This window comes from Bacillus sp. S14(2024) (assembly GCF_050473785.1).
Classification (GTDB): Bacteria; Bacillota; Bacilli; order Bacillales; family Bacillaceae_G; genus Bacillus_A; species Bacillus_A yunxiaonensis.
On the sequence record NZ_JBFLUP010000006.1, the window covers coordinates 1192444 to 1211701 of the forward strand.

The following is a 19258-nucleotide window of genomic DNA, read 5'->3' on the forward strand; positions in this document are numbered from 1 at the left end:
TGCCGATGAAGGGGGTTATTTTAGCAGGAGGGAAAGGGACGCGTTTACGTCCGTTAACATGTAACCTTCCCAAGCCCATGTTGCCTCTACTACAAAAGCCAGTGATGGAATATAGTATTGAACTATTGAAAGAGCATGGTATTCGAGAAATTGCTATTACTGTTCAATATATGAGTTCCGTTATTCAAAATTATTTTGGTGATGGTAGTAAATGGGGAGTAAAGCTCTATTATTTTGAAGACACTCCTCCTCTTGGTACGGCGGGGAGTGTGAAACAAGCAGAGAAGTTTTTAGATGAGCCATTTGTTGTGATCAGCGGAGATGCGTTAACAGATTTTCAGCTATCTAAAGGGATTGATTTTCATAACAGTCATAACGGAATAGTTACAATGTTTGTTAAAGAAGTAGCTAATCCGTTATCGTATGGATTAGTTGTAACAAATCAGCGTCATGAAGTTATTAAATATATTGAAAAGCCAAGTTGGAACGAAGTAATTTCCAATACAGTAAACACTGGTATTTATATTATGAACCCCGAGATTTTTTCTTATATTACACCTCATACGTTTTTTGATTTTAGTCATCATGTATTTCCTTTATTAGAAAACAAAGAAGCCATGTATGGATATGTAGCGGATGGATATTGGCTTGATATTGGAACATTTTCTCAATATCGTCAAGCTCAATTTGACTTGCTTACGAAAAAAGTTCATGTACCTATTCCATATACAGAAGTGTTGCCAATGGTATGGATTGGTGAAGATGTAACAATTGAAAAAGGAACAAAGATCCACGGTCCTGCTTTTATTGGTGAAGGAACAACAATACAAACAGGAGCTGTAATTGAGCCGTATTCTATTATCGGTAAGCATAGCATAATTTCTGCATATACCCGTCTTCAAAAAAGTATTTTACTCCCCCATACGTACATAGGAAAGCAATGTGAGTTGCTTGGAACAACAGTTGGGGCAAGTACAATTATTGAAGATGGAGTTACTTTATTTGAAAAGAGTGTTGTGGCTGATCAATGTCGAATTGGACGGAATGTAGTGATCAAGGCGAAGGGAAAAGTATGGCCAGAGAAAGTTGTTGAAAATAGTACAATTATTGCTTCATCTGGAATTAGAGAGCATGAAAATATTTCGTGTTTTCTGCAGAAAAGTCGTATGTGTGGAAGATGTAATTTAGATATTACACCGCAAGTTGTTGTGAAATTGGCAATGGCATACGGTTCTTTATTAGAAGAAGGAGGAAATTTGCTGATTGGCAGCAGTGCACATACAGAAGTAGAAATGTTTAAACATATTTTTTTACATGCTGTTCATACAGTGGGATTGCATACAATGGAATGCCAAGAAATAAATGAGTCTTGTTTTCGATATGCGGTCGGGCAAACAAATGTCGTTGGCGGTGTGTATTTTTATAAGGGGCAAGATGAGAAACTAGTCATTCAATTTTATAATGAAGAAGGAATGGGATTAACATATAAAAAGCAAAAAGAAATAGAAAATTTGTATATGGCGGAGTCATTTCGATATGTCGATTGTAAAAAAATCGGTAATAACGAAGTCATACATGTTTGTTCAAAAATGTATATTGAATCTGCTCTGCAATTAATAGATGTACCAGCTATAAAAAAACAAACATTCCATCTTCTTATAAATAAGTGCGATGAAATGTTTCAGTCTTTGTTACTATCTTTTTTACAGAAAATTGACTGCACAGTAACGTGGATATATGCGGCTGAAAAAAAAGAGCATATTAAGTCATTAATGAAATCGAGTCAAGCAGATATGGCTATTATGTTTCATGAACAGGGAAATACATTTGAGTTATATGATTCTTACGGGAATATTTACAAAAATACAAATTGTGAGGAGATCGATATTCCAAATTTATTATTTGAAAAAGATGAATGTGTCTATCCATTATCATTAAAGTTAGGGGAATGTTATCTTCTTTTCTATATGCAGAATGAAAATAAGAAATTATTTCAAATGAGATGGCAGCAAGATATTTTATTTCGAATTGGTAAATTATTGGAGTTAATCGTTCTTCAAGGGAAAACACTTCCGGCAATGTTAGAGCAATATCCACCACTTTACTTATTATGTGACGAAGTAGTTTGCTCATGGAATGAGAAAGGAAAAGTGTTAGGGATGTTGCTGCGAGACATGGCACAGCGTGAGTTTGAGGTATTAGAAGGAATTAAGTTTACACATGCGGAAGAAGAGTGGTCTTATGTTGTTTCTGATGTAAATCAACCGAAATTTCTTGTGTATTCTCAAGCAAGAAATCCAGTCATAGCAAAGGAAAATATGAATACCCTTATAGAAAAAATTAGACAATATCAAAAGGTGTAGAATTTTTATTTTAAAAGTGGTATTATAGTATAGTCTGATTTAAGTTATTAGTGACTGGAGGGAAATAAGAATGCGTGTAAATATTACTCTAGCATGTACAGAATGCGGAGATCGTAACTATATCTCAAAGAAAAACAAACGTAACAACGCTGAGCGTCTTGAGCTTAAAAAATATTGCAAGCGTGACAAGAAGTCTACGTTACACCGCGAAACAAAGTAAGCAGTAGGATATTTTCCTACTGTTTCTTTTGTATATAGGGGGAATTTATGATGAAAGAAGAGAAAAAAAGATTACGAAAAGAAATATTGCAGCGTATGAATACTTTATCGGAAGAACAGTATACGACTTTATCAGCAAAAATTGCGGATTCTTTATATAAACAACGAGAATGGATTGAGGCAAGAACAATCGGGATTACACTTTCTATGGAACGTGAAGTAAATACATATGCAATTATTGAAAAGGCATGGGAAGAAGGGAAAGCAATTGTTGTCCCAAAATGTAATCGCGAAACAAAAACAATGACATTTCACCAAATTACGAATTTTGAACAACTGGAAACAGTTTATATGAATTTACGAGAGCCAGATCCGTCTATAACAGAAGAGGTATCAGCAGAAGAGATTAATTTACTTCTCGTGCCAGGTGTTGCGTTTACGCGAAAAGGAGAGCGTGTAGGATATGGTGGAGGATATTATGATCGTTATCTTGTGAACTATAAAGAGAAAACGCTATCATTAGTTTTTGATTTTCAAATTGTCTCTCATATCCCAGTTGAACCGTTTGATAAAACTGTACAAAAAATTATTACAGAAAAAGAAACGATTTCTATGTTAGAACTTATATAGTCTAATTATAAATTGACGATTCTTTTTTATGTTTATTATAATAAAGTGAAACTTCCATTAGTGGGGATCTTACTGCCCGCGAATAGCGGGATAAAATATGTGAACGTTTTCTTATTATGTTTTTATAGTAAGTGGACATAGAAGGTGAAAGAATGATATCTGTTTATGATATTCAACAATTATTAAAGAAATTTGGAACGATTATTTATACAGGAGACCGTGTTGCAGACTTACAATTAATGGGCGATGAGCTTCGTGAATTATATAAATCACAGCTGATTGAGCCAAAAGATTATCAAACTGCCTTATTTTTATTAAAGCAGGAAATTCAAAAAGAGATAAAGTGAAACTTCTATCAGTGGGGCATCCCCCACTGATGGAAAGCTCTCACCAATCGGGCGCATGCCAGCAGTTATTCCCCATCTAACTTCTTTGTTTCCTCAGAATCTTGAGGTGGGGGTCTTACTGGCCGCGATTAGCTAAAGAAATCGATGAAGGAAGGATAGTAAAATGGAAGAGAAATGGTTGGTTGGTGTTGATCTTGGTGGAACAACAATTAAGTTAGCGTTTATTAACATTTACGGTGAGTTTTTACATAAGTGGGAAATTCCAACGAATATAAGTGAACAGGGAAAACATATTACACTTGATATTGCGAAAGCAATTGATAAAAAGTTAGAAGAATTAGGTGAGTTAAAAAGCAAATTAATTGGAATCGGGATGGGTGCCCCGGGTCCTGTTCATGTTGCTTCTGGAATGATTTATGAAGCAGTAAACTTAGGATGGAAAAACTATCCTCTTAAAGATTTGTTAGAAGTAGAAACTGGTTTACCAGTGGTCGTTGATAATGATGCTAACATTGCAGCACTTGGAGAAATGTGGAAAGGTGCTGGAGAAGGTTCAAAAGACATTGTTTGTATGACACTTGGAACGGGTGTTGGTGGCGGTGTTATCACAAATGGTGAAATCGTACATGGTATAAGCGGAGCAGCTGGTGAAATCGGTCATATCACAGTTGTAACAGAAAATGGCTTTGCTTGTAATTGCGGGAAATCAGGATGCTTAGAAACAGTTTCTTCAGCAACTGGTATTGTACGCGTTGCGATGCAAAAAATGCAGGAAACAGATGAAGCAAGTGTACTACGTTTGATGCTAAAGCAAGAAGGAAGCATCACATCGAAAGATGTATTTGATGCACTTGCACAAGGTGATGCATTAGCAGCAAAAATAGTAGACAAAGTAGCTTCTTATTTAGGGCTAGCGGTAGCAAACATTGCTAGTACATTAAATCCAGAGAAAATTGTTATTGGTGGCGGTGTATCAAAAGCAGGTGATGCATTGTTGCAACCAATTCAGCGCTATTTTGAACAATATGCATTTTCACGTGCTGTTAAAAGCACAAAACTAGCAATTGCGACACTTGGAAATGATGCCGGAGTAATCGGTGGTGCGTGGCTTGTGAAAAAGTATATGTATGAAGCAAAGTAATGTGAATTTTTATATGTGTTGAAGATTAATAAAATGAATAATCTTTTACGAGTATGATAAGAAAAAGGAAGGGAGATCCCTTCCTTTTTGCATATGCTAGAAATCATGATGTATGTAGAGAGTTTAAACAAGTTGCTTAATGTGCTGTTGGATAGCCACTGTTTATAAAAGTCATGACTGTAAACCAACCGAAAACAAGTGCAGTTGCAACGGAAAAGCCTCCAGCAAGAAGGTTCTTATCTCGCAACGTTTTAAGAGAAGAGTATAAACCTAACAGAGTGACTAACGCAAAAATAATAACAAGACCCATACATATCCCCCTCTACTCCCTCATTTTTGTTTGAGTTTTTGTAATATTTTTTCATTTTAATTGTACATGTTTTCTATATTGTTGTCGAGGTATCGTTTCTTTTCTTATGAGAAGAAAATGTTGTATGATGAAAATGAATGTAATGACTGGAGGAGATTAAGAGTGAATTGGATTCAAATGCCGTTAGGCCCACTACAAACAAATGCGTATATTTTAAGTAATGATCAAAAAGAATGTATTATTTTTGATCCAGGTAGTGAAGGGGAGAAACTTGTAAATTATGTAAAACAAGAGCAGTTAAAGCCATTAGCTATTTTATTAACACACGCACATTTCGATCATATTGGTGCGGTAGATGAGGTACGTACTGCTTTTCAAATTCCGGTATATGTTCATCAAGAGGAGGCTGATTGGCTAGGCGATGCTACTGTTAATGGTTCGCAAATTTTTATGATGAACCGTAGTATTACGGCAAAACCGGCGGATCACATCATTGAGGAAGAAGGAGTATTAACAATTGGTTCATTTACATTTGATATGTACGAAACGCCAGGTCATTCACCAGGAAGTATTTCATACTATTGCAAAGAAGCGAATGCTGTATTCTCCGGAGATGTTTTATTTCAAATGAGCATTGGTCGTACGGATTTGCCAGAAGGTAGTTTCCAAGAATTAATTATGAGTATTGAAGAGAAGTTATTTGTACTGCCGGATGATACGAAAGTGTTATGTGGACATGGTCCAGAAACAACAATTGGTTTTGAAAAAGAAAATAATCCATTTTTACAATAAGGGGTACGAGAATGGAACACGTTCTAAAACAAGCAATGGAAAAAGAAATAGATCAGTCTATTTCTTATAGTACATATATGAGCCTTGCATTATATGATGTAAATAATGGCTATTATATGAAAGAACGTGAAAAAATCGGAAGGCAAGGAGATTTTTTTACAAGCAGTAACGTGTCTTCTATTTATGCAAAAACATTTGCTCATTTTTTTATTCAGCTTGTGAAATCAGGAGTTGTTTCACCGCATATATGTGAAGTTGGTGGTGGAACAGGAAAATTTGCATATGACGTATTACAAGAGTGGCAAACGATATCTCCCAATACGTTTGGAAATATGCAATATTCAATTATAGAGGTGAGTCCGTTTCATAGAGAGTTGCAGAAACAACAACTTATTTCCTTTCCAAATGTTTCGCAATATGCATCCTATGAGGAATTAGGAGTTTCCTTTACAGGGATTGTTTTTTCAAATGAGTTGTTTGATGCGTTTCCTGTAGAAGTGATTGAGAAGCGAGGAAGAATGTTATATGAAGTGCGTATAAAGTATAACAGTGAAGGTAAGCTTGTTGAAGTATTGCGACCGCTAGATAGTGAAAGTGTTATAAAGTATTTGCAAAGACATCAAATCTCACTTTATGAAGGACAACGATTTGAAGTACCGTTACAAATGAATGCTTATGTAAAACAACTGATAAGTTGGCTGCAAGAAGGCTTACTTATAACCGTAGATTATGGTTATACAAATGAAGAATGGGCGCATCCAGCTCATCGTGAAGGAAGCATGAGAAGCTATTATAAGCATCAAATGATTCATGATCCTCTTCAATTCCCAGGAGAGATGGATATAACAACTCATATTCATTGGGATGCATTGAAGACAGTTGGGGAAGAGAACGGCTTACAAACAGTATGGCATACGAAACAAAGAGAGTTTTTACTAGCTGCAGGTATTTTAGAACAGCTTGTAAATCATGAAGATCGTAATCCATTTTCTGATAAACAGAAGAAAAACCGTGCAATTCGTTCTATGATTTTACAAGGTGGTATGGGAGATGCTTTTGATGTTGTCATTCAGCAAAAGGGGATTTCGTGTTTAAACTTAGAACATTATCTACATGTTTTTTCATAAAATAAGGCGCAGAGTAAAATTCTGCGCCTTGTTTTATAGGTTAATACGACGTCTTTTAGGATTATGTAGTATTTTTATATTTCCTCTCATGATATATATTTATATTAAAGATATGAGATCAAAAATATACAATACGACCTATTTTTATTTGAATACCCCTAACCTAGTAATACGCGAACTAATTGAATAATCGTTTCATTTTCTACTTTGTAGTAAATTTCTAGCCCTTTTCTTTCGCTTGAAACAATTTTAGCGCTTTTTAACTTTGCTAAATGTTGGGAAATCGTAGATTGGGGCATATTTAAACCTGTATACATTGTAGAAACGTTACTTGGGCCTCGTTCAATCAATCCTTTTACAATACATAAACGAACTGGATGAGCAAGTACTTTCAATAATTCTGCATTGTTTTCATACAATTCTAATTCCTTTTGAAAGGTTTCTAACATATTCTTTCCACCTCCATGCGTGCTGTTATACCATAATATACATAACAAAATTTTAAAGCAAAGAAAACAGTTGTTGCAAAAAAAATGCTCTAAAGTAAAGAAACTGTAAGAAAAGAGAACATGGTGTAAATAAACTAGATAATTTTGGACGTTTTTCCAATGAGATAAATCAAGGTTTGTAAATTAAAATTATGGATATTTTCGTTCTTAATAAAAAACATTTTCATTTATATCACAATTTTACCATATTTTATGTTTCTTTCAACAATATAAATTAAAATTTTTAGAATAATTAGAAAAGGTATTGTATATAGCAATCTAGAAATTGGTAAGGATGGAAAGAAGGGATATTCATGAAGATAGAATTTTTAGGAACAGGTGGTGCCACGCCGATTCCAAGACCAGGGAGTTATAGTAAAGTAAGTAAAGATGCGAGAGAAAAAGGTTTACCATATAGTAGAATGGGGCCAAGTATTTTTATTCACGACCTTCATTTATTAATTGATACACCAGAGGAAATACGATTGCAATTAGAGCGATCTCACATTTCAAAAGTAGAAGCCGGGATTTACTCACATTGGCATCCTGATCATACGATGGGGCGGAGAATATGGGAAACAATGGCGTTTGAAACGAATAAAGCTTGTGCTACTACTGTGTATGTACCAGAGCAAGTAGCAGAAGATATGAAACAATTTCTAGGATCATGGGATCATCTTCAATTTATGCAGCAACAAGGATGGATTGATTTAATCGTATTACGAGATGAGCAACCTTTCGAGAAAAATAAAGTGAAAGTTACTCCGTTTCGTTTATATGAACAATATGTGTATGCACTTTTATTAGAAGAAAAAGAAAAGCGAGTATTAATTGCAATGGATGAATTATATAAATGGGAACCGCCTGCTCACTTAATTGGTAATTTAGATGTAGCAATCTTACCTATGGGAATCGTCGAGTTTGATTGGAAGACGAAAAAGCAGATAAGAGATCGTACTTTTATTGAACGCATACGCGAGGCGACGTTTGAAGATACGCTAGAAGTAGCGAAGCAATTACAAGCAAAACAAACAATTATTACGCACATTGAAGAAGTAGATAACCATGGATATGATGAACTGAAAGAAATCGAAGCTGAATTACGAGCAGAAGGTATGAATATAACGTTTGCTTACGATACGATGAAAATCGATGTGTAGAGGTGCAAAATACATGGCTACATCAAAAGGAAATCTCTATGGAAACTTATTTTAATAGCGATGGGAGAGAAAGTATATATGATGTCACGTCCAATTCTAAAAGCTAATAATCAAGATGTGGGCGTTATTTTAAAGCATTCTGCAGCTGGAGTATATGAAAGTACTGGTAAGACAGTTAATCCTCCGGAAGAAAAGGTATATGCAATGTTTACCGCTATACTGGAAAAAGGGGGATATTATCTAGTAGCCAAAGAAGAGGATCAAATACAAGGATGGATTCTTCTTGGTCAAAATAAAGATTACTTTACAGATGTAATTCATGGATTTATTTATGATATATTTGTCTTACCTGAATATCGTGGAAAAGGACTATCTAAGGTGCTTATCCAGCACGGAATTGAGGAATTAAAATTAAAGGGCTATGATGAAATAGGTTTAAATGTATTTGCATCGAATACGGTGAAAGAATTATACAAAAGATTAGGATTCAAAGAAACTCAAATTTTAATGAAATTATCAGTTTAATACTTTAAAGTTAGATGAGCTTTCATCTTCTATTTCCGCTAACGGGAGTTATATGAAAAAAAGTTCCTTCAGCCTTCTGAAGGAACTTTTTAGGTCTATAATTCTTTTTCGGAATACCAATAATTACAGTTTTGATTTTTCAACATGTAAGTTCCTGTTATGCAGAACAAAACATGACCTGCACTCGCTTTCTCCCTTTGTTTTAACCTTTGTACGTGGTAGGAAAAGGCTCTGACCGCTTCTATGCATAGCCAGATGCTCTTGCCCACCTAAAAAGAAAGGGGTTTTATGTCGGTTTGTTAATTTGTATTTATATTATTCTCTAGTTTACCCCTTTTTAAGAGATAACAACTTCTTCTACATACGTAAGGGCATGCTCAAAGTCTGCAATTAAATCATCTGGATTTTCTAATCCAACAGATAAGCGCAGCAGTGAATTTGAAATTCCTCGTTTTTCGCGTTCTTTTTGTGACATTGCAGCATGGGACATTTTTGCTGGATATGAAAGAATGGATTCAACAGCTCCTAAACTGACGGCGAATACAGGGAGCTGAATGTGGGCCAAAAACTGTCGTAATGCATGTTCAGATTCTAGTGTAAAGGAAAGGACAGCTCCTGCTGATTTTGCTTGATTGTGCTGCGTTTCATATCCGGCGTGGGACGGTAATCCAGGATAATAGATATCTTTAATTTTTGGATGCTCTTGCAAATAAAAGGCAATTTTTTCAGTGCTTCGTGAAGAGTGCTCTAAGCGAACATGTAATGTTTTTAAGCCGCGAAGGACAAGGGAGCAATCTTGCGGTCCCAATATAGCACCAAAAGCATTTTGTAAAAAGCTAACTTTTTTTGCAAGCTCTTCATCTTTTACAACTGCCAATCCTGCGGTAACGTCGCTATGGCCTGCAATAAATTTTGTTGCACTATGGAGAACGATATCAGCTCCAAGTTCTAACGGTTTTTGAAATAGGGGTGTTAAAAATGTGTTATCAACAAAAGTGAGTGCCCCAACAGATTTTGCAAGCTCACAAACGGCTTTAATATCTGTTACTTTTAATAATGGATTTGAAGGTGTTTCAACATAAAAAATTTTTGTATTCGGCTGAATCTTTCGTTCTACTTCTTCTAAATTTGTCATGTCAACGAATGTGTGAGAAACGCCGTAACGAGAGAGAACTTCAGTTATAATTCGATATGTACCTCCGTATACGTCTTCAGAAATAAGAACATGATCTCCTTGTGATAAAAGAAGAAACGTTGTTGAAATAGCAGCCATGCCAGATGAGAAGGCAAACCCTTTGCTTCCACCTTCTAGTGAAGCAATTATTTCTTCGAGAGCTTCGCGCGTTGGATTTCCAGAGCGACTATAATCATATTTCCCAAATGTATCTACATCAAATTGATGAAATGTGGATGTATTATAAACAGGAACATTGACAGCCCCTGTTTGTTTATCATGCTTAAAACGATTATGAAGTAAAAGCGTATCTAGTGAATAACTCATATTCTCACTCCTTCTTTTACTTGTTTTAGTGCTTGCTGTAAGTCTTGAATTAAGTCATCTTGGTTCTCAATTCCTACGGAAAAACGGAGCAGACGGTTACACACGCCGCGGGCAGTGCGAATGTCTTCTGGTATATCGGCGTGTGTTTGTGTTGCTGGGTATGTAATGAAGCTTTCTACGCCGCCAAGACTTTCTGCAAACGTAATAAGAGAAAGAGATTGTAAGAATGGATCAATCCATGCTTCTTTTTTTAGTTTAAAAGAGATCATACCGCCTTTTCCTGGATAAAACACATCAGTTATAGATTCTTCTCTTTGTAAATAGGCAACAATTGCTTTTGCGTTTTCTTCATGCTGCTTCATACGCAGTGCTAATGTTTTCATGCCGCGTATTAAAAGCCAAGAATCAAATGGGCTTAATACAGCTCCGGATGCATTGTGGTAGTGAGCGAGTTCCTCACATAACTTTTCACCCTTAGCAACGACAAGTCCGCTCAATACATCGTTATGACCACCTAAATATTTTGTAGCACTATGCAGGACAATATCAGCACCTGTTGTTAAGGGTTGTTGTAAATACGGTGTGTAGAATGTGTTATCAACAATAAGAAGCAAGTTGTGACGTTTTGCAACGGTAGCAACTGCTGCGATGTCCGTTACTTGCATAAGTGGATTTGTTGGTGTTTCTATGAAAATTGCTTTTGTCTTTGGTGAGATTGCTTTTTCAATTTCCTGTATATGCTGTGTATCTACGTATCTGGATCGAATATCCCATTTTTGTTCGTGCTCTGTAAATAAACGATATGTTCCGCCGTATAAATCTTCAGATACAATAAGTTCGTCACCAGAACGGAATAGTGAAAGGACAAGGAGAACGGCAGCCATTCCTGAGCTACAGGCATAGCCTTGCTCTCCTTGTTCTAAGTCAGCGATTGCGCGCTCTAATAGAAGACGTGTTGGGTTTCCTGTTCGGGAATAATCAAACCCTGTTGACTTTCCAATTCCTTCGTGGCGATACGCAGTGGAGAAGTAAACAGGTGGGTTGACTGTTCCTGTTGTTGTTTCACTGCGGTTTCCAATTTGGGCAAGCTTCGTTTCAATTGTAGACATAATAGAATTCCTCCCTATACAAAATAAAAAAGCCTTCTAAGAAGAAGGCTTATATATGACGAATATAGTCTTCTTCTTATCTGTCAAATCATTTCTCAATTTGCTGGAATTAGCACCTTATTAACAAATAAAAAGCTTGTTAATGGTTGCTGAGGCGTCAATGGGCCAGTCCCTCGACCTCTCTCGATAAGAATTCGAAATATGAAGTTTTTTATTATGTTTTTTACTTTACAACAAATTTAGAAAGAAGTGCAACTATATTTTGAATAATTTTATTTTTCTTTATTTTCGTTGACTTTCTTACTTCAACATGCTAAATTAATGAAAAAATTAACAAAGATTGTTAATGAGTGAACGGATGATGTTTACTTTTGGCATTCACAATAGAATGAAACTCTTATCAAGAGTGGTGGAGGGAAAGGCCCTGTGAAACCCAGCAACCTTCAAACAACATGTTTGAGACGGTGCTAAGACCTGCAGAACAAATTGTTCTGAATGATAAGAGGAGGATGAAATGCTGTCCCCCTCTTCATTGAGAAGAGGGGGTTTTTATATTGAAAAGAAAAGAGGGAGATATGTGAAATTACTAGATTTATTGCAAAGAGGAATTGTTATTGGGGACGGAGCAATGGGAACATTGTTGCACTCTCATGGTTTACAAAGCTGCTTTGAAGAATTGAATTTATCTGAGCCGGAGCGGATTATTTCGATTCATAAACAATATGTTGCTGCTGGGGCAGATGTTATTCAAACAAATACATATGGAGCAAATGAAGGAAAACTTCGGATGTATGGGCTTGAGGATCGCGTAAGAAAGATTAACCGTGCTGCTGTAAGACATGCAAAAGAAGCAGCGACAGAAAAGAATGCAATTGTTGGAACAATCGGTGGTATGAAACACATTGGAGCAGTTACAACGACTGATATGGAACGAGAATTTATGCTCTTAGAGCAAGCAAATGCTCTGCTAGAAGAAAATGTTGATGGGATATTATTAGAAACCTTTTACGATGAATTTGAATTGCTTCATGCAGTGAAAGTATTACGAAAGCAAACAAATGTCCCTCTTATTGCACAGCTTGCTCTTCATGCGGCTGGTACAACTCAAAATGGAAATAGTGTAGATAGTGTATTGAAGCGGCTTATAGAGTATGGTGCAAATGTGGTCGGATTAAATTGTCAATTAGGGCCGCTTCATATGATTGAATCTTTTAAAACAATAGCAATTCCTGAATATGGTTATTTATCTGCATATCCAAATGCCGGTCTTCCTAAGTATGTAGAAGGTCGTTATGTATATGAAGGAAGCCCTGCTTATTTTGAAGAGATGGCGCCAGAATTTATTAAGCAAGGAGTTAGGTTACTGGGGGGGTGTTGCGGTACAACCCCTGCTCATATCGAAGCGATGAAGCGAGCGCTTGAAAATGAGCGTCCTGTAACAGCTAAAGAAGTTGTAAAGCATGCAGAAGTAATAACAACGAAGCGTGTACATACAGTGGATCGAATTACGTTAGCAGAAAAAGTGAAGAAAGAAACGACAGTGATTGTTGAGCTTGACCCGCCAAAAACTTTGGATACACAAAGGTTTTTTGAAGGAGCAAAAGCGTTGAAGCGTGCGGGAGCAAATGCTATTACGTTGGCAGATAATTCCTTAGCATCACCTCGTGTATCAAACATGGCGATGGGTGCGTTATTAACAAAGAATGATATTCCTGTATTGACTCATTTAACGTGCCGTGATCATAATGTGATCGGGCTGCAGTCTCATTTACTTGGATTAGCAGCGCTCGGTATGGAGGAAGTATTAGCATTAACGGGGGATCCAGCCCGCGTTGGTGATTTTCCTGGTGCAACATCTGTATATGATCTTTCTTCTGTAGAGCTCATTAAAATGATTAAAGAAATGAATAATGGGCGTTCTATTTTAGGGAAAACAATTGGAGAAGCTACCCATTTTTCAGTGGGCGGGGCCTTTAATCCGAATGTAAGACATATAGAAGCAGCTGTAAAACGAATGGAGAAAAAAATTGCAGCTGGAGCGGAGTATTTTTTAACGCAGCCTATTTATGATGCTGCAGTCATTCGAAGCGTATATGAAGCAACGAAGCATATTGAGCAGCCAATTTTTATTGGTATTATGCCACTTGTAAGTAAACGAAATGCGGATTTTCTACATTTTGAAGTGCCAGGCATTACCCTTCCAGAACAAGTGAGAAGGCGTATGGATGGACATAGAACGTCAGAAGAAGCAGTGACAGAAGGGATTCGTATATCTCAAGAGTTAATTGATGTTGCAATGGAATTATTTAATGGTATTTATTTAATTACACCATTTTTAAAGTACGAAGTGACAGAAGTACTTGTTAAGTATATTCAGGCGAAGAAAGAGCAGAAAGAAGGAATGAATGTATGAGATCAATCGAGGAAAGATTGCAGCAAGACATTTTAATTTTAGATGGTGCAATGGGGACGATGATTCAACAAGAAGACCTTTCGGCTGTAGATTTTGGCGGAGAAGAATATGAAGGATGTAATGAATATTTAGTAAAAACACGACCAGATGTTATTTTACATATTCATAAAACGTATATTGAAGCAGGAGCAGATATTATTGAAACGAATACATTTGGTGCAACGAACATTGTACTAAGTGATTATAATCTCTCTCACTTAGATGAGGAGTTAAATGAAAAGGCAGCCCAATTAGCAAAACAGGCTGTAATAGAGAGCGAAAAAGAAGTATATGTAGCAGGAGCAATGGGCCCAACAACAAAAGCGATTAGTGTTACAGGCGGGGTGACGTTTGAAGGGCTTATTGAGGCATACACAAGACAGGCGCGCGGGTTATTGCGTGGTGGTGTAGATTTGTTACTTGTGGAAACAAGTCAGGATATGCGTAATGTAAAAGCGGCCTGTTTAGGAATTGAAAAGGCATTTGTTGAGGCCGATAAAAGAGTTCCTCTTATGATTTCTGGAACAATTGAACCGATGGGAACAACGTTAGCTGGGCAAACAATTGAGGCATTTTACTTATCGGTAGAGCATATGAATCCATTATCAGTAGGGTTAAACTGCGCAACAGGACCGGAGTTTATGAGAGAACATATTCGTTCACTCGCAGAGTTATCAGAGTGTTATATTTCTTGTTATCCAAATGCTGGGCTTCCGGATGAAGATGGTCATTATCATGAATCACCGCATTCGCTTGCATATAAAGTGAAGCAGTTTGCAGAAGAAGGTTGGGTCAATATTGTTGGTGGATGTTGCGGAACAACGCCAGCGCACATTCGAGCGATGAAAGAGGCGTTGTTATCATTTCAGCCACGTGTGAAACAAGAAAGAAAAGGACATGGAATTAGCGGGCTTGAAGCGTTGCAATATGAAGATGCAATGCGTCCGTTATTCGTTGGGGAGCGTACGAATGTAATTGGCTCAAGGAAATTTAAACGTCTTGTTGCAGACGGGAATTTTGAAGAAGCAGCAGAAGTAGCGAGGGCACAAGTAAAGAAAAATGCCCATATTATTGATATTTGTATGGCAGATCCAGACCGTGATGAAGTAGAAGATATGGAGAATTTCCTGCAAGCTGTGACGAAAGTATTAAAGGTGCCAATTATGATCGATTCGACAGATGAGAAAGTTATGGCAAGAGCTCTTACTTATCTGCAAGGAAAAGGAGTGATTAACTCCATTAACTTAGAAAATGGAGAAGAGCGTTTTGAAAAAGTGATTCCACTTATTAAACAGTATGGAGCTGCTATTGTTGTTGGAACAATTGATGAAATTGGTATGGCGGTAACGGCCAAGCGGAAGCTTGAAATTGCGAAAAGAAGTTATGAGTTATTAACAACGAAATACGGAGTACGCCCATCTGATATTATTTTTGATGCACTTGTATTCCCTGTTGGAACAGGAGATGAAGAATATATCGGTTCAGCTGCGGCAACAATTGAAGGCATTCGGCTTATAAAAGAAGCAATGCCTGAGTGTTTAACGATATTAGGTGTAAGTAATATTTCGTTCGGTTTACCACCAGCAGGACGCGAAGTATTAAATTCAGTCTTTTTATATCATGCTACAAAGGCAGGCTTAGATTATGCAATTGTTAATACTGAAAAACTAGAGCGCTATGCCTCTATTTCTGAAGAAGAGAAAGCACTAGCAAATGCTCTTTTGTTTGAAACGACGAAAGAAACATTAGAGAAGTTTACAAACTTTTATCGTAATGTGAAGCAGAAAGAAGTCATAGCAGCTGAAACGCTAACGCTTGATGAGCGCCTATCTCATTATATTGTCGAAGGAACGAAGCAAGGATTACACGATGACTTGCAAGCTGCGCTTGCTGAAGGAAGAAAGCCGCTTGACATTATTAATGGGCCGCTTATGGCAGGAATGGATGAAGTAGGGCGTTTATTTAATAATAATGAGCTGATTGTTGCAGAAGTGTTGCAAAGTGCGGAAAGCATGAAAGCAGCAGTTGCTTATTTAGAGCCATATATGGAGACAACTGATAGTGCCAAAAAAGGGAAAGTATTGCTTGCTACAGTAAAAGGGGATGTACATGATATCGGTAAAAATTTAGTGGAAATTATTTTATCGAATAATGGATATGATATTGTGAACCTTGGTATTAATGTGCGATCTGATCGTATTATTCAAGAGGTGAAAGAACAAAAGCCCGATATTATTGGATTATCAGGATTGCTAGTTAAATCTGCGCAACAGATGGTGACAACAGCAGAAGACTTAAAAGCAGCAAATATTGATGTTCCCATTGTTGTAGGCGGAGCAGCGCTGACGCGGAAATTCACAGAAACGCGTATTTCTCCTTCTTATCAAGGACTCGTATTATACGCAAGCGACGCGATGACGGGGTTAGATCTTATCAATCGTCTGCAGCATGAAGAGGAACGAGAAAAAATGCGTGAAGAAAAAGCGAATCGCCACTTACATGTTGTTGCAACAGAAGAGAAAAAAGTAGTAGAGGTACCAGTACAGATTGAAAAATTACCTGCAGTGCCAGTTATCATACCAGATTCTACAAAACGTGTCGTTCTCCGGGATTTTCCAGTAGCACATCTTGCTCCGTTTTTAAATCGACAAATGTTACTTGGGCATCATTTGGGTTTAAAAGGGAATGTGAAAAAGTTGCTGCAAGAAGGAGATAGAAGGGCCCATGAACTCAATGATTTAATTGATGAATTGCTTCGTGAAGGAGAATCATGGTTACGTCCGAGTGCAGTTTATCAATTCTTTCCTGCACAAAGTAAAAACCAAGATATCTTAATTTATGACCCAGAAGATCGGGCTCGTGTATTAGAGCGATTTACATTCCCAAGACAAGGGAAAGCTCCGCACCGCACGTTAGGTGATTACCTGCGCCCAGTTGGAGATGAAATGGATTATGTTGCTTTTTTAGCTGTAACGGTTGGGAAAGGCGTACGCGCTGTAGCAGAAAAGTGGAAAGAGCAAGGTGATTATTTGCGCAGCCATGCTATTCAGTCGCTTGCACTTGAACTTGCAGAAGGCTTAGCTGAAAAAACGCATATGCTCATACGTGATCGCTGGGGATTTCCAGATTCACTAAACATGACGATGGAAGAGCGATTCCGTACAAAATATCAAGGAATTCGTGTTTCTTTTGGCTATCCTGCATGTCCGGAACTTGCTGATCAAGAAAAATTATTCCGTCTCATTTATCCAGAAGAAATTGGAATCTCCTTAACTGAAGGGTTTATGATGGAACCTGAGGCTTCCGTTACAGCAATGGTGTTTTCTCATCCGGAAGCACGTTATTTCAGTGTGTTATAATCTAAAGTAAAACTTCTATAAAAGGAGACTTACTGTGAAGACGATTATATTTACAGGCGGAGGTTCTGCTGGTCATGTTACGCCTAATTTAGCGCTTATACCGCATTTTCAAAAGAGTGGGTGGAACGTTTGCTATATTGGTTCGCATAATGGAATAGAAAAGACTATCATTGAAAAAGAAGGGATTCCTTATTATGGTGTAGCAAGCGGAAAGCTTCGTCGTTATTTTGATTTAAAAAATATAAAAGACCCCTTTCTTGTGATGAAAGGGGTTATGGATGCGTATGTACGCATTCGGAAATTAAAACCAGATGTTATTTTTTCAAAAGGTGGCTTCGTATCTGTACCAGTTGTAATTGGTGCATGGTTAAACCGTGTTCCTGTTTTTTTACATGAGTCTGATATGACACCGGGGCTTGCAAATAAAATTGCTCTTCGTTTTGCCTCGAAAATATTTGTTACGTTTGAAGAAGCAAAAAAACATTTACCAAAAGAAAAAACAGTCTATACGGGGTCACCTGTGCGAGAAGAGGTATTGCAAGGGAGTCGCAATAAAGGACTGCAATTTTTACGGTTCACTGCATCAAAGCCAGTTATTACAGTTATGGGAGGCAGTTTAGGGGCAAAGCGCATTAATGAAGCAGTTCGCGGTGCATTGCCGGATCTTCTTCAAACATATCAAATTGTTCATTTGTGCGGGAAAGGAAATCTCGACGAAAAGCTTGAAAGTATGCCAGGATACAAGCAGTTTGAATATGTTCATGGTGAACTGCCAGACATATTAGCAGCAACAGATATTGTCATTTCTCGTGCAGGATCCAATGCAATCTTTGAATTTCTAACACTGCAAAAGCCGATGCTATTAATTCCTCTTCCGAAATCTTCGAGCCGAGGCGATCAAATTTTAAATGCACAGTCGTTTGAAAAACAAGGATATGGACGCGTGTTATTTGAAGAAGATTTAACGGAAACGTTACTAGTTGAATATGTGGAAGAATTATATAAACATCGTTTGCAGTATAAAAGATCTATGCAGCAGTATAACGGACAAGAAGCGTTACAAACGATAATTGATTACGTCACGAAAGCATGATTTCATAGAAATCATGCTTTTTGAATAGAGATAACAGCATACTTTATGTTACAATAACATAGATTTGACAGGAGAATTCTAATTGTTGATGCGTGAAAATACGGATGAGATTAGGAGTGACTATGTTGGGGCTAAGTCTCTATGAAAACATTGCTCTAGTTGTTTGTTTAGTATTGTATATTGGTAGTATTATAGTTTATATGGGACGGAATTTTTCACAAGAACGTAAACTAGAAAAATCAGAAATTACAGCTGAATTAGATATGTTAAATGATAAAAGCAATAAAAAAGTAAAAAAAGAATTATAGTTGTAAACGTTCTCTTTTTTCATGCATATAAAGGGTTTCCTGTCTATGTATTCCATAATAAGGAGAGAAGTAGTATGAAATTTTACATTGCTTCAACCTTTACAAATAAACCTCTTGTCTGCCCTAATAAACTGAAACAAGCAGGATGAATTCATACGTATGATTGGACAAAAAATGAAAAAACGACAAATAGATTGGAATTAGAAAGTATTGGAAAAGCAGAAAAACAAGCTGTACAAGATGCAGACGTTTTTCTGCTTTTGTCCCGCATTAACAGACAGTAAATCCCCCACCTTGAAATTCTGAGAAACCAAAGAAGAGAGGTGGGGGATAA

General features: G+C 37.0%; 16 protein-coding genes, 2 pseudogenes and 2 riboswitches. Of the genes and pseudogenes, 14 read left to right on the top strand and 4 right to left on the bottom strand.

The window, feature by feature from the left end:
• Positions 1–5 precede the first annotated feature (5 nt).
• From AB1279_RS06335 to AB1279_RS06355, 5 genes are all read left to right on the top strand, one after another.
• Positions 6–2363 (top strand): sugar phosphate nucleotidyltransferase, encoded by a 2358-nt coding sequence (locus tag AB1279_RS06335; protein ID WP_429753861.1) that lies wholly within the window; start codon positions 6–8, stop codon positions 2361–2363.
• A gap of 70 nt (positions 2364–2433) precedes the next feature.
• Positions 2434–2583, top strand: a complete 150-nt coding sequence (gene rpmG, locus AB1279_RS06340) for a 50S ribosomal protein L33 (RefSeq protein WP_012095458.1) — start codon at positions 2434–2436, stop codon at positions 2581–2583.
• Positions 2584–2633: 50 nt separating this feature from the next.
• Complete coding sequence (locus AB1279_RS06345; RefSeq protein ID WP_429761310.1) at positions 2634–3212, top strand: 5-formyltetrahydrofolate cyclo-ligase; 579 nt, start codon at positions 2634–2636, stop codon at positions 3210–3212.
• Positions 3213–3364: 152 nt separating this feature from the next.
• Entirely contained in the window at positions 3365–3559 is a 195-nt protein-coding gene (locus AB1279_RS06350) for a YqgQ family protein (RefSeq protein ID WP_141524992.1), read from the top strand.
• A 163-nt stretch (positions 3560–3722) separates the two neighbouring features.
• Complete coding sequence (locus AB1279_RS06355; protein ID WP_429758193.1) at positions 3723–4700, top strand: ROK family glucokinase; 978 nt, start codon at positions 3723–3725, stop codon at positions 4698–4700.
• Positions 4701–4836: 136 nt separating this feature from the next.
• Here AB1279_RS06355 and AB1279_RS06360 read toward each other — a convergent pair whose 3' ends face one another.
• A complete protein-coding gene (locus AB1279_RS06360) occupies positions 4837–5010 on the bottom strand; it encodes a DUF2759 domain-containing protein (protein WP_429753864.1) in 174 nt (57 codons plus the stop codon).
• A gap of 162 nt (positions 5011–5172) precedes the next feature.
• Here AB1279_RS06360 and AB1279_RS06365 point away from each other — a divergent pair, with 162 nt between their 5' ends.
• Together AB1279_RS06365 and AB1279_RS06370 are read left to right on the top strand one after the other, a co-directional pair.
• Positions 5173–5802, top strand: coding sequence for an MBL fold metallo-hydrolase (locus AB1279_RS06365; protein ID WP_336481664.1), 630 nt, complete (start codon positions 5173–5175; stop codon positions 5800–5802).
• A gap of 11 nt (positions 5803–5813) precedes the next feature.
• On the top strand, positions 5814–6929 hold the full coding sequence (locus AB1279_RS06370; protein ID WP_429758194.1) for a class I SAM-dependent methyltransferase: 1116 nt from the start codon (positions 5814–5816) through the stop codon (positions 6927–6929).
• Between the two features lie 158 nt (positions 6930–7087).
• On the opposite strand, the gene AB1279_RS06375 is transcribed toward AB1279_RS06370, so the two are convergent.
• Positions 7088–7378: an ArsR/SmtB family transcription factor gene (locus AB1279_RS06375; RefSeq protein WP_000894376.1), complete on the bottom strand. Its 291-nt coding sequence runs from the start codon at positions 7376–7378 to the stop codon at positions 7088–7090.
• A 353-nt stretch (positions 7379–7731) separates the two neighbouring features.
• Here AB1279_RS06375 and AB1279_RS06380 point away from each other — a divergent pair, with 353 nt between their 5' ends.
• Positions 7732–8577 (top strand): MBL fold metallo-hydrolase, encoded by an 846-nt coding sequence (locus AB1279_RS06380; RefSeq protein ID WP_429758195.1) that lies wholly within the window; start codon positions 7732–7734, stop codon positions 8575–8577.
• Positions 8578–8655: 78 nt separating this feature from the next.
• The gene (locus AB1279_RS06385) at positions 8656–9102 is read left to right on the top strand and encodes an N-acetyltransferase family protein (RefSeq protein ID WP_429758196.1); all 447 of its coding nucleotides are present in this window, start codon (positions 8656–8658) and stop codon (positions 9100–9102) included.
• Between the two features lie 337 nt (positions 9103–9439).
• Here the strand turns inward: AB1279_RS06385 and metC are convergent, their stop codons facing one another.
• Together metC and AB1279_RS06395 are read right to left on the bottom strand one after the other, a co-directional pair.
• The gene (gene metC / locus AB1279_RS06390) at positions 9440–10603 is read right to left on the bottom strand and encodes a cystathionine beta-lyase (protein WP_429758197.1); all 1164 of its coding nucleotides are present in this window, start codon (positions 10601–10603) and stop codon (positions 9440–9442) included.
• Complete coding sequence (locus AB1279_RS06395) at positions 10600–11712, bottom strand: methionine biosynthesis PLP-dependent protein (protein ID WP_429758198.1); 1113 nt, start codon at positions 11710–11712, stop codon at positions 10600–10602. Before AB1279_RS06395 ends, metC begins: the two co-directional genes overlap by 4 nt.
• 73 nt (positions 11713–11785) lie before the next feature.
• A riboswitch (SAM riboswitch) is annotated at positions 11786–11905 on the bottom strand.
• A gap of 201 nt (positions 11906–12106) precedes the next feature.
• Positions 12107–12217: riboswitch (SAM riboswitch) on the top strand.
• A 72-nt stretch (positions 12218–12289) separates the two neighbouring features.
• On the opposite strand from AB1279_RS06395, the gene AB1279_RS06400 reads away from it, so the two are divergent.
• The 5 genes and pseudogenes from AB1279_RS06400 to AB1279_RS06420 form a co-directional block, all read left to right on the top strand.
• Entirely contained in the window at positions 12290–14125 is a 1836-nt protein-coding gene (locus AB1279_RS06400; RefSeq protein WP_429758199.1) for a bifunctional homocysteine S-methyltransferase/methylenetetrahydrofolate reductase, read from the top strand.
• A complete protein-coding gene (gene metH, locus AB1279_RS06405) occupies positions 14122–17523 on the top strand; it encodes a methionine synthase (protein ID WP_429758200.1) in 3402 nt (1133 codons plus the stop codon). The genes AB1279_RS06400 and metH overlap by 4 nt, the downstream gene beginning before the upstream one ends.
• 34 nt (positions 17524–17557) lie before the next feature.
• Complete coding sequence (locus tag AB1279_RS06410) at positions 17558–18616, top strand: undecaprenyldiphospho-muramoylpentapeptide beta-N-acetylglucosaminyltransferase (protein WP_429758201.1); 1059 nt, start codon at positions 17558–17560, stop codon at positions 18614–18616.
• An 85-nt stretch (positions 18617–18701) separates the two neighbouring features.
• Positions 18702–18924, top strand: a pseudogene (locus AB1279_RS06415) (DUF3966 domain-containing protein).
• Between the two features lie 74 nt (positions 18925–18998).
• A pseudogene (locus AB1279_RS06420) lies at positions 18999–19184 on the top strand (group-specific protein); the annotation flags it as partial.
• Positions 19185–19258 lie beyond the last annotated feature (74 nt).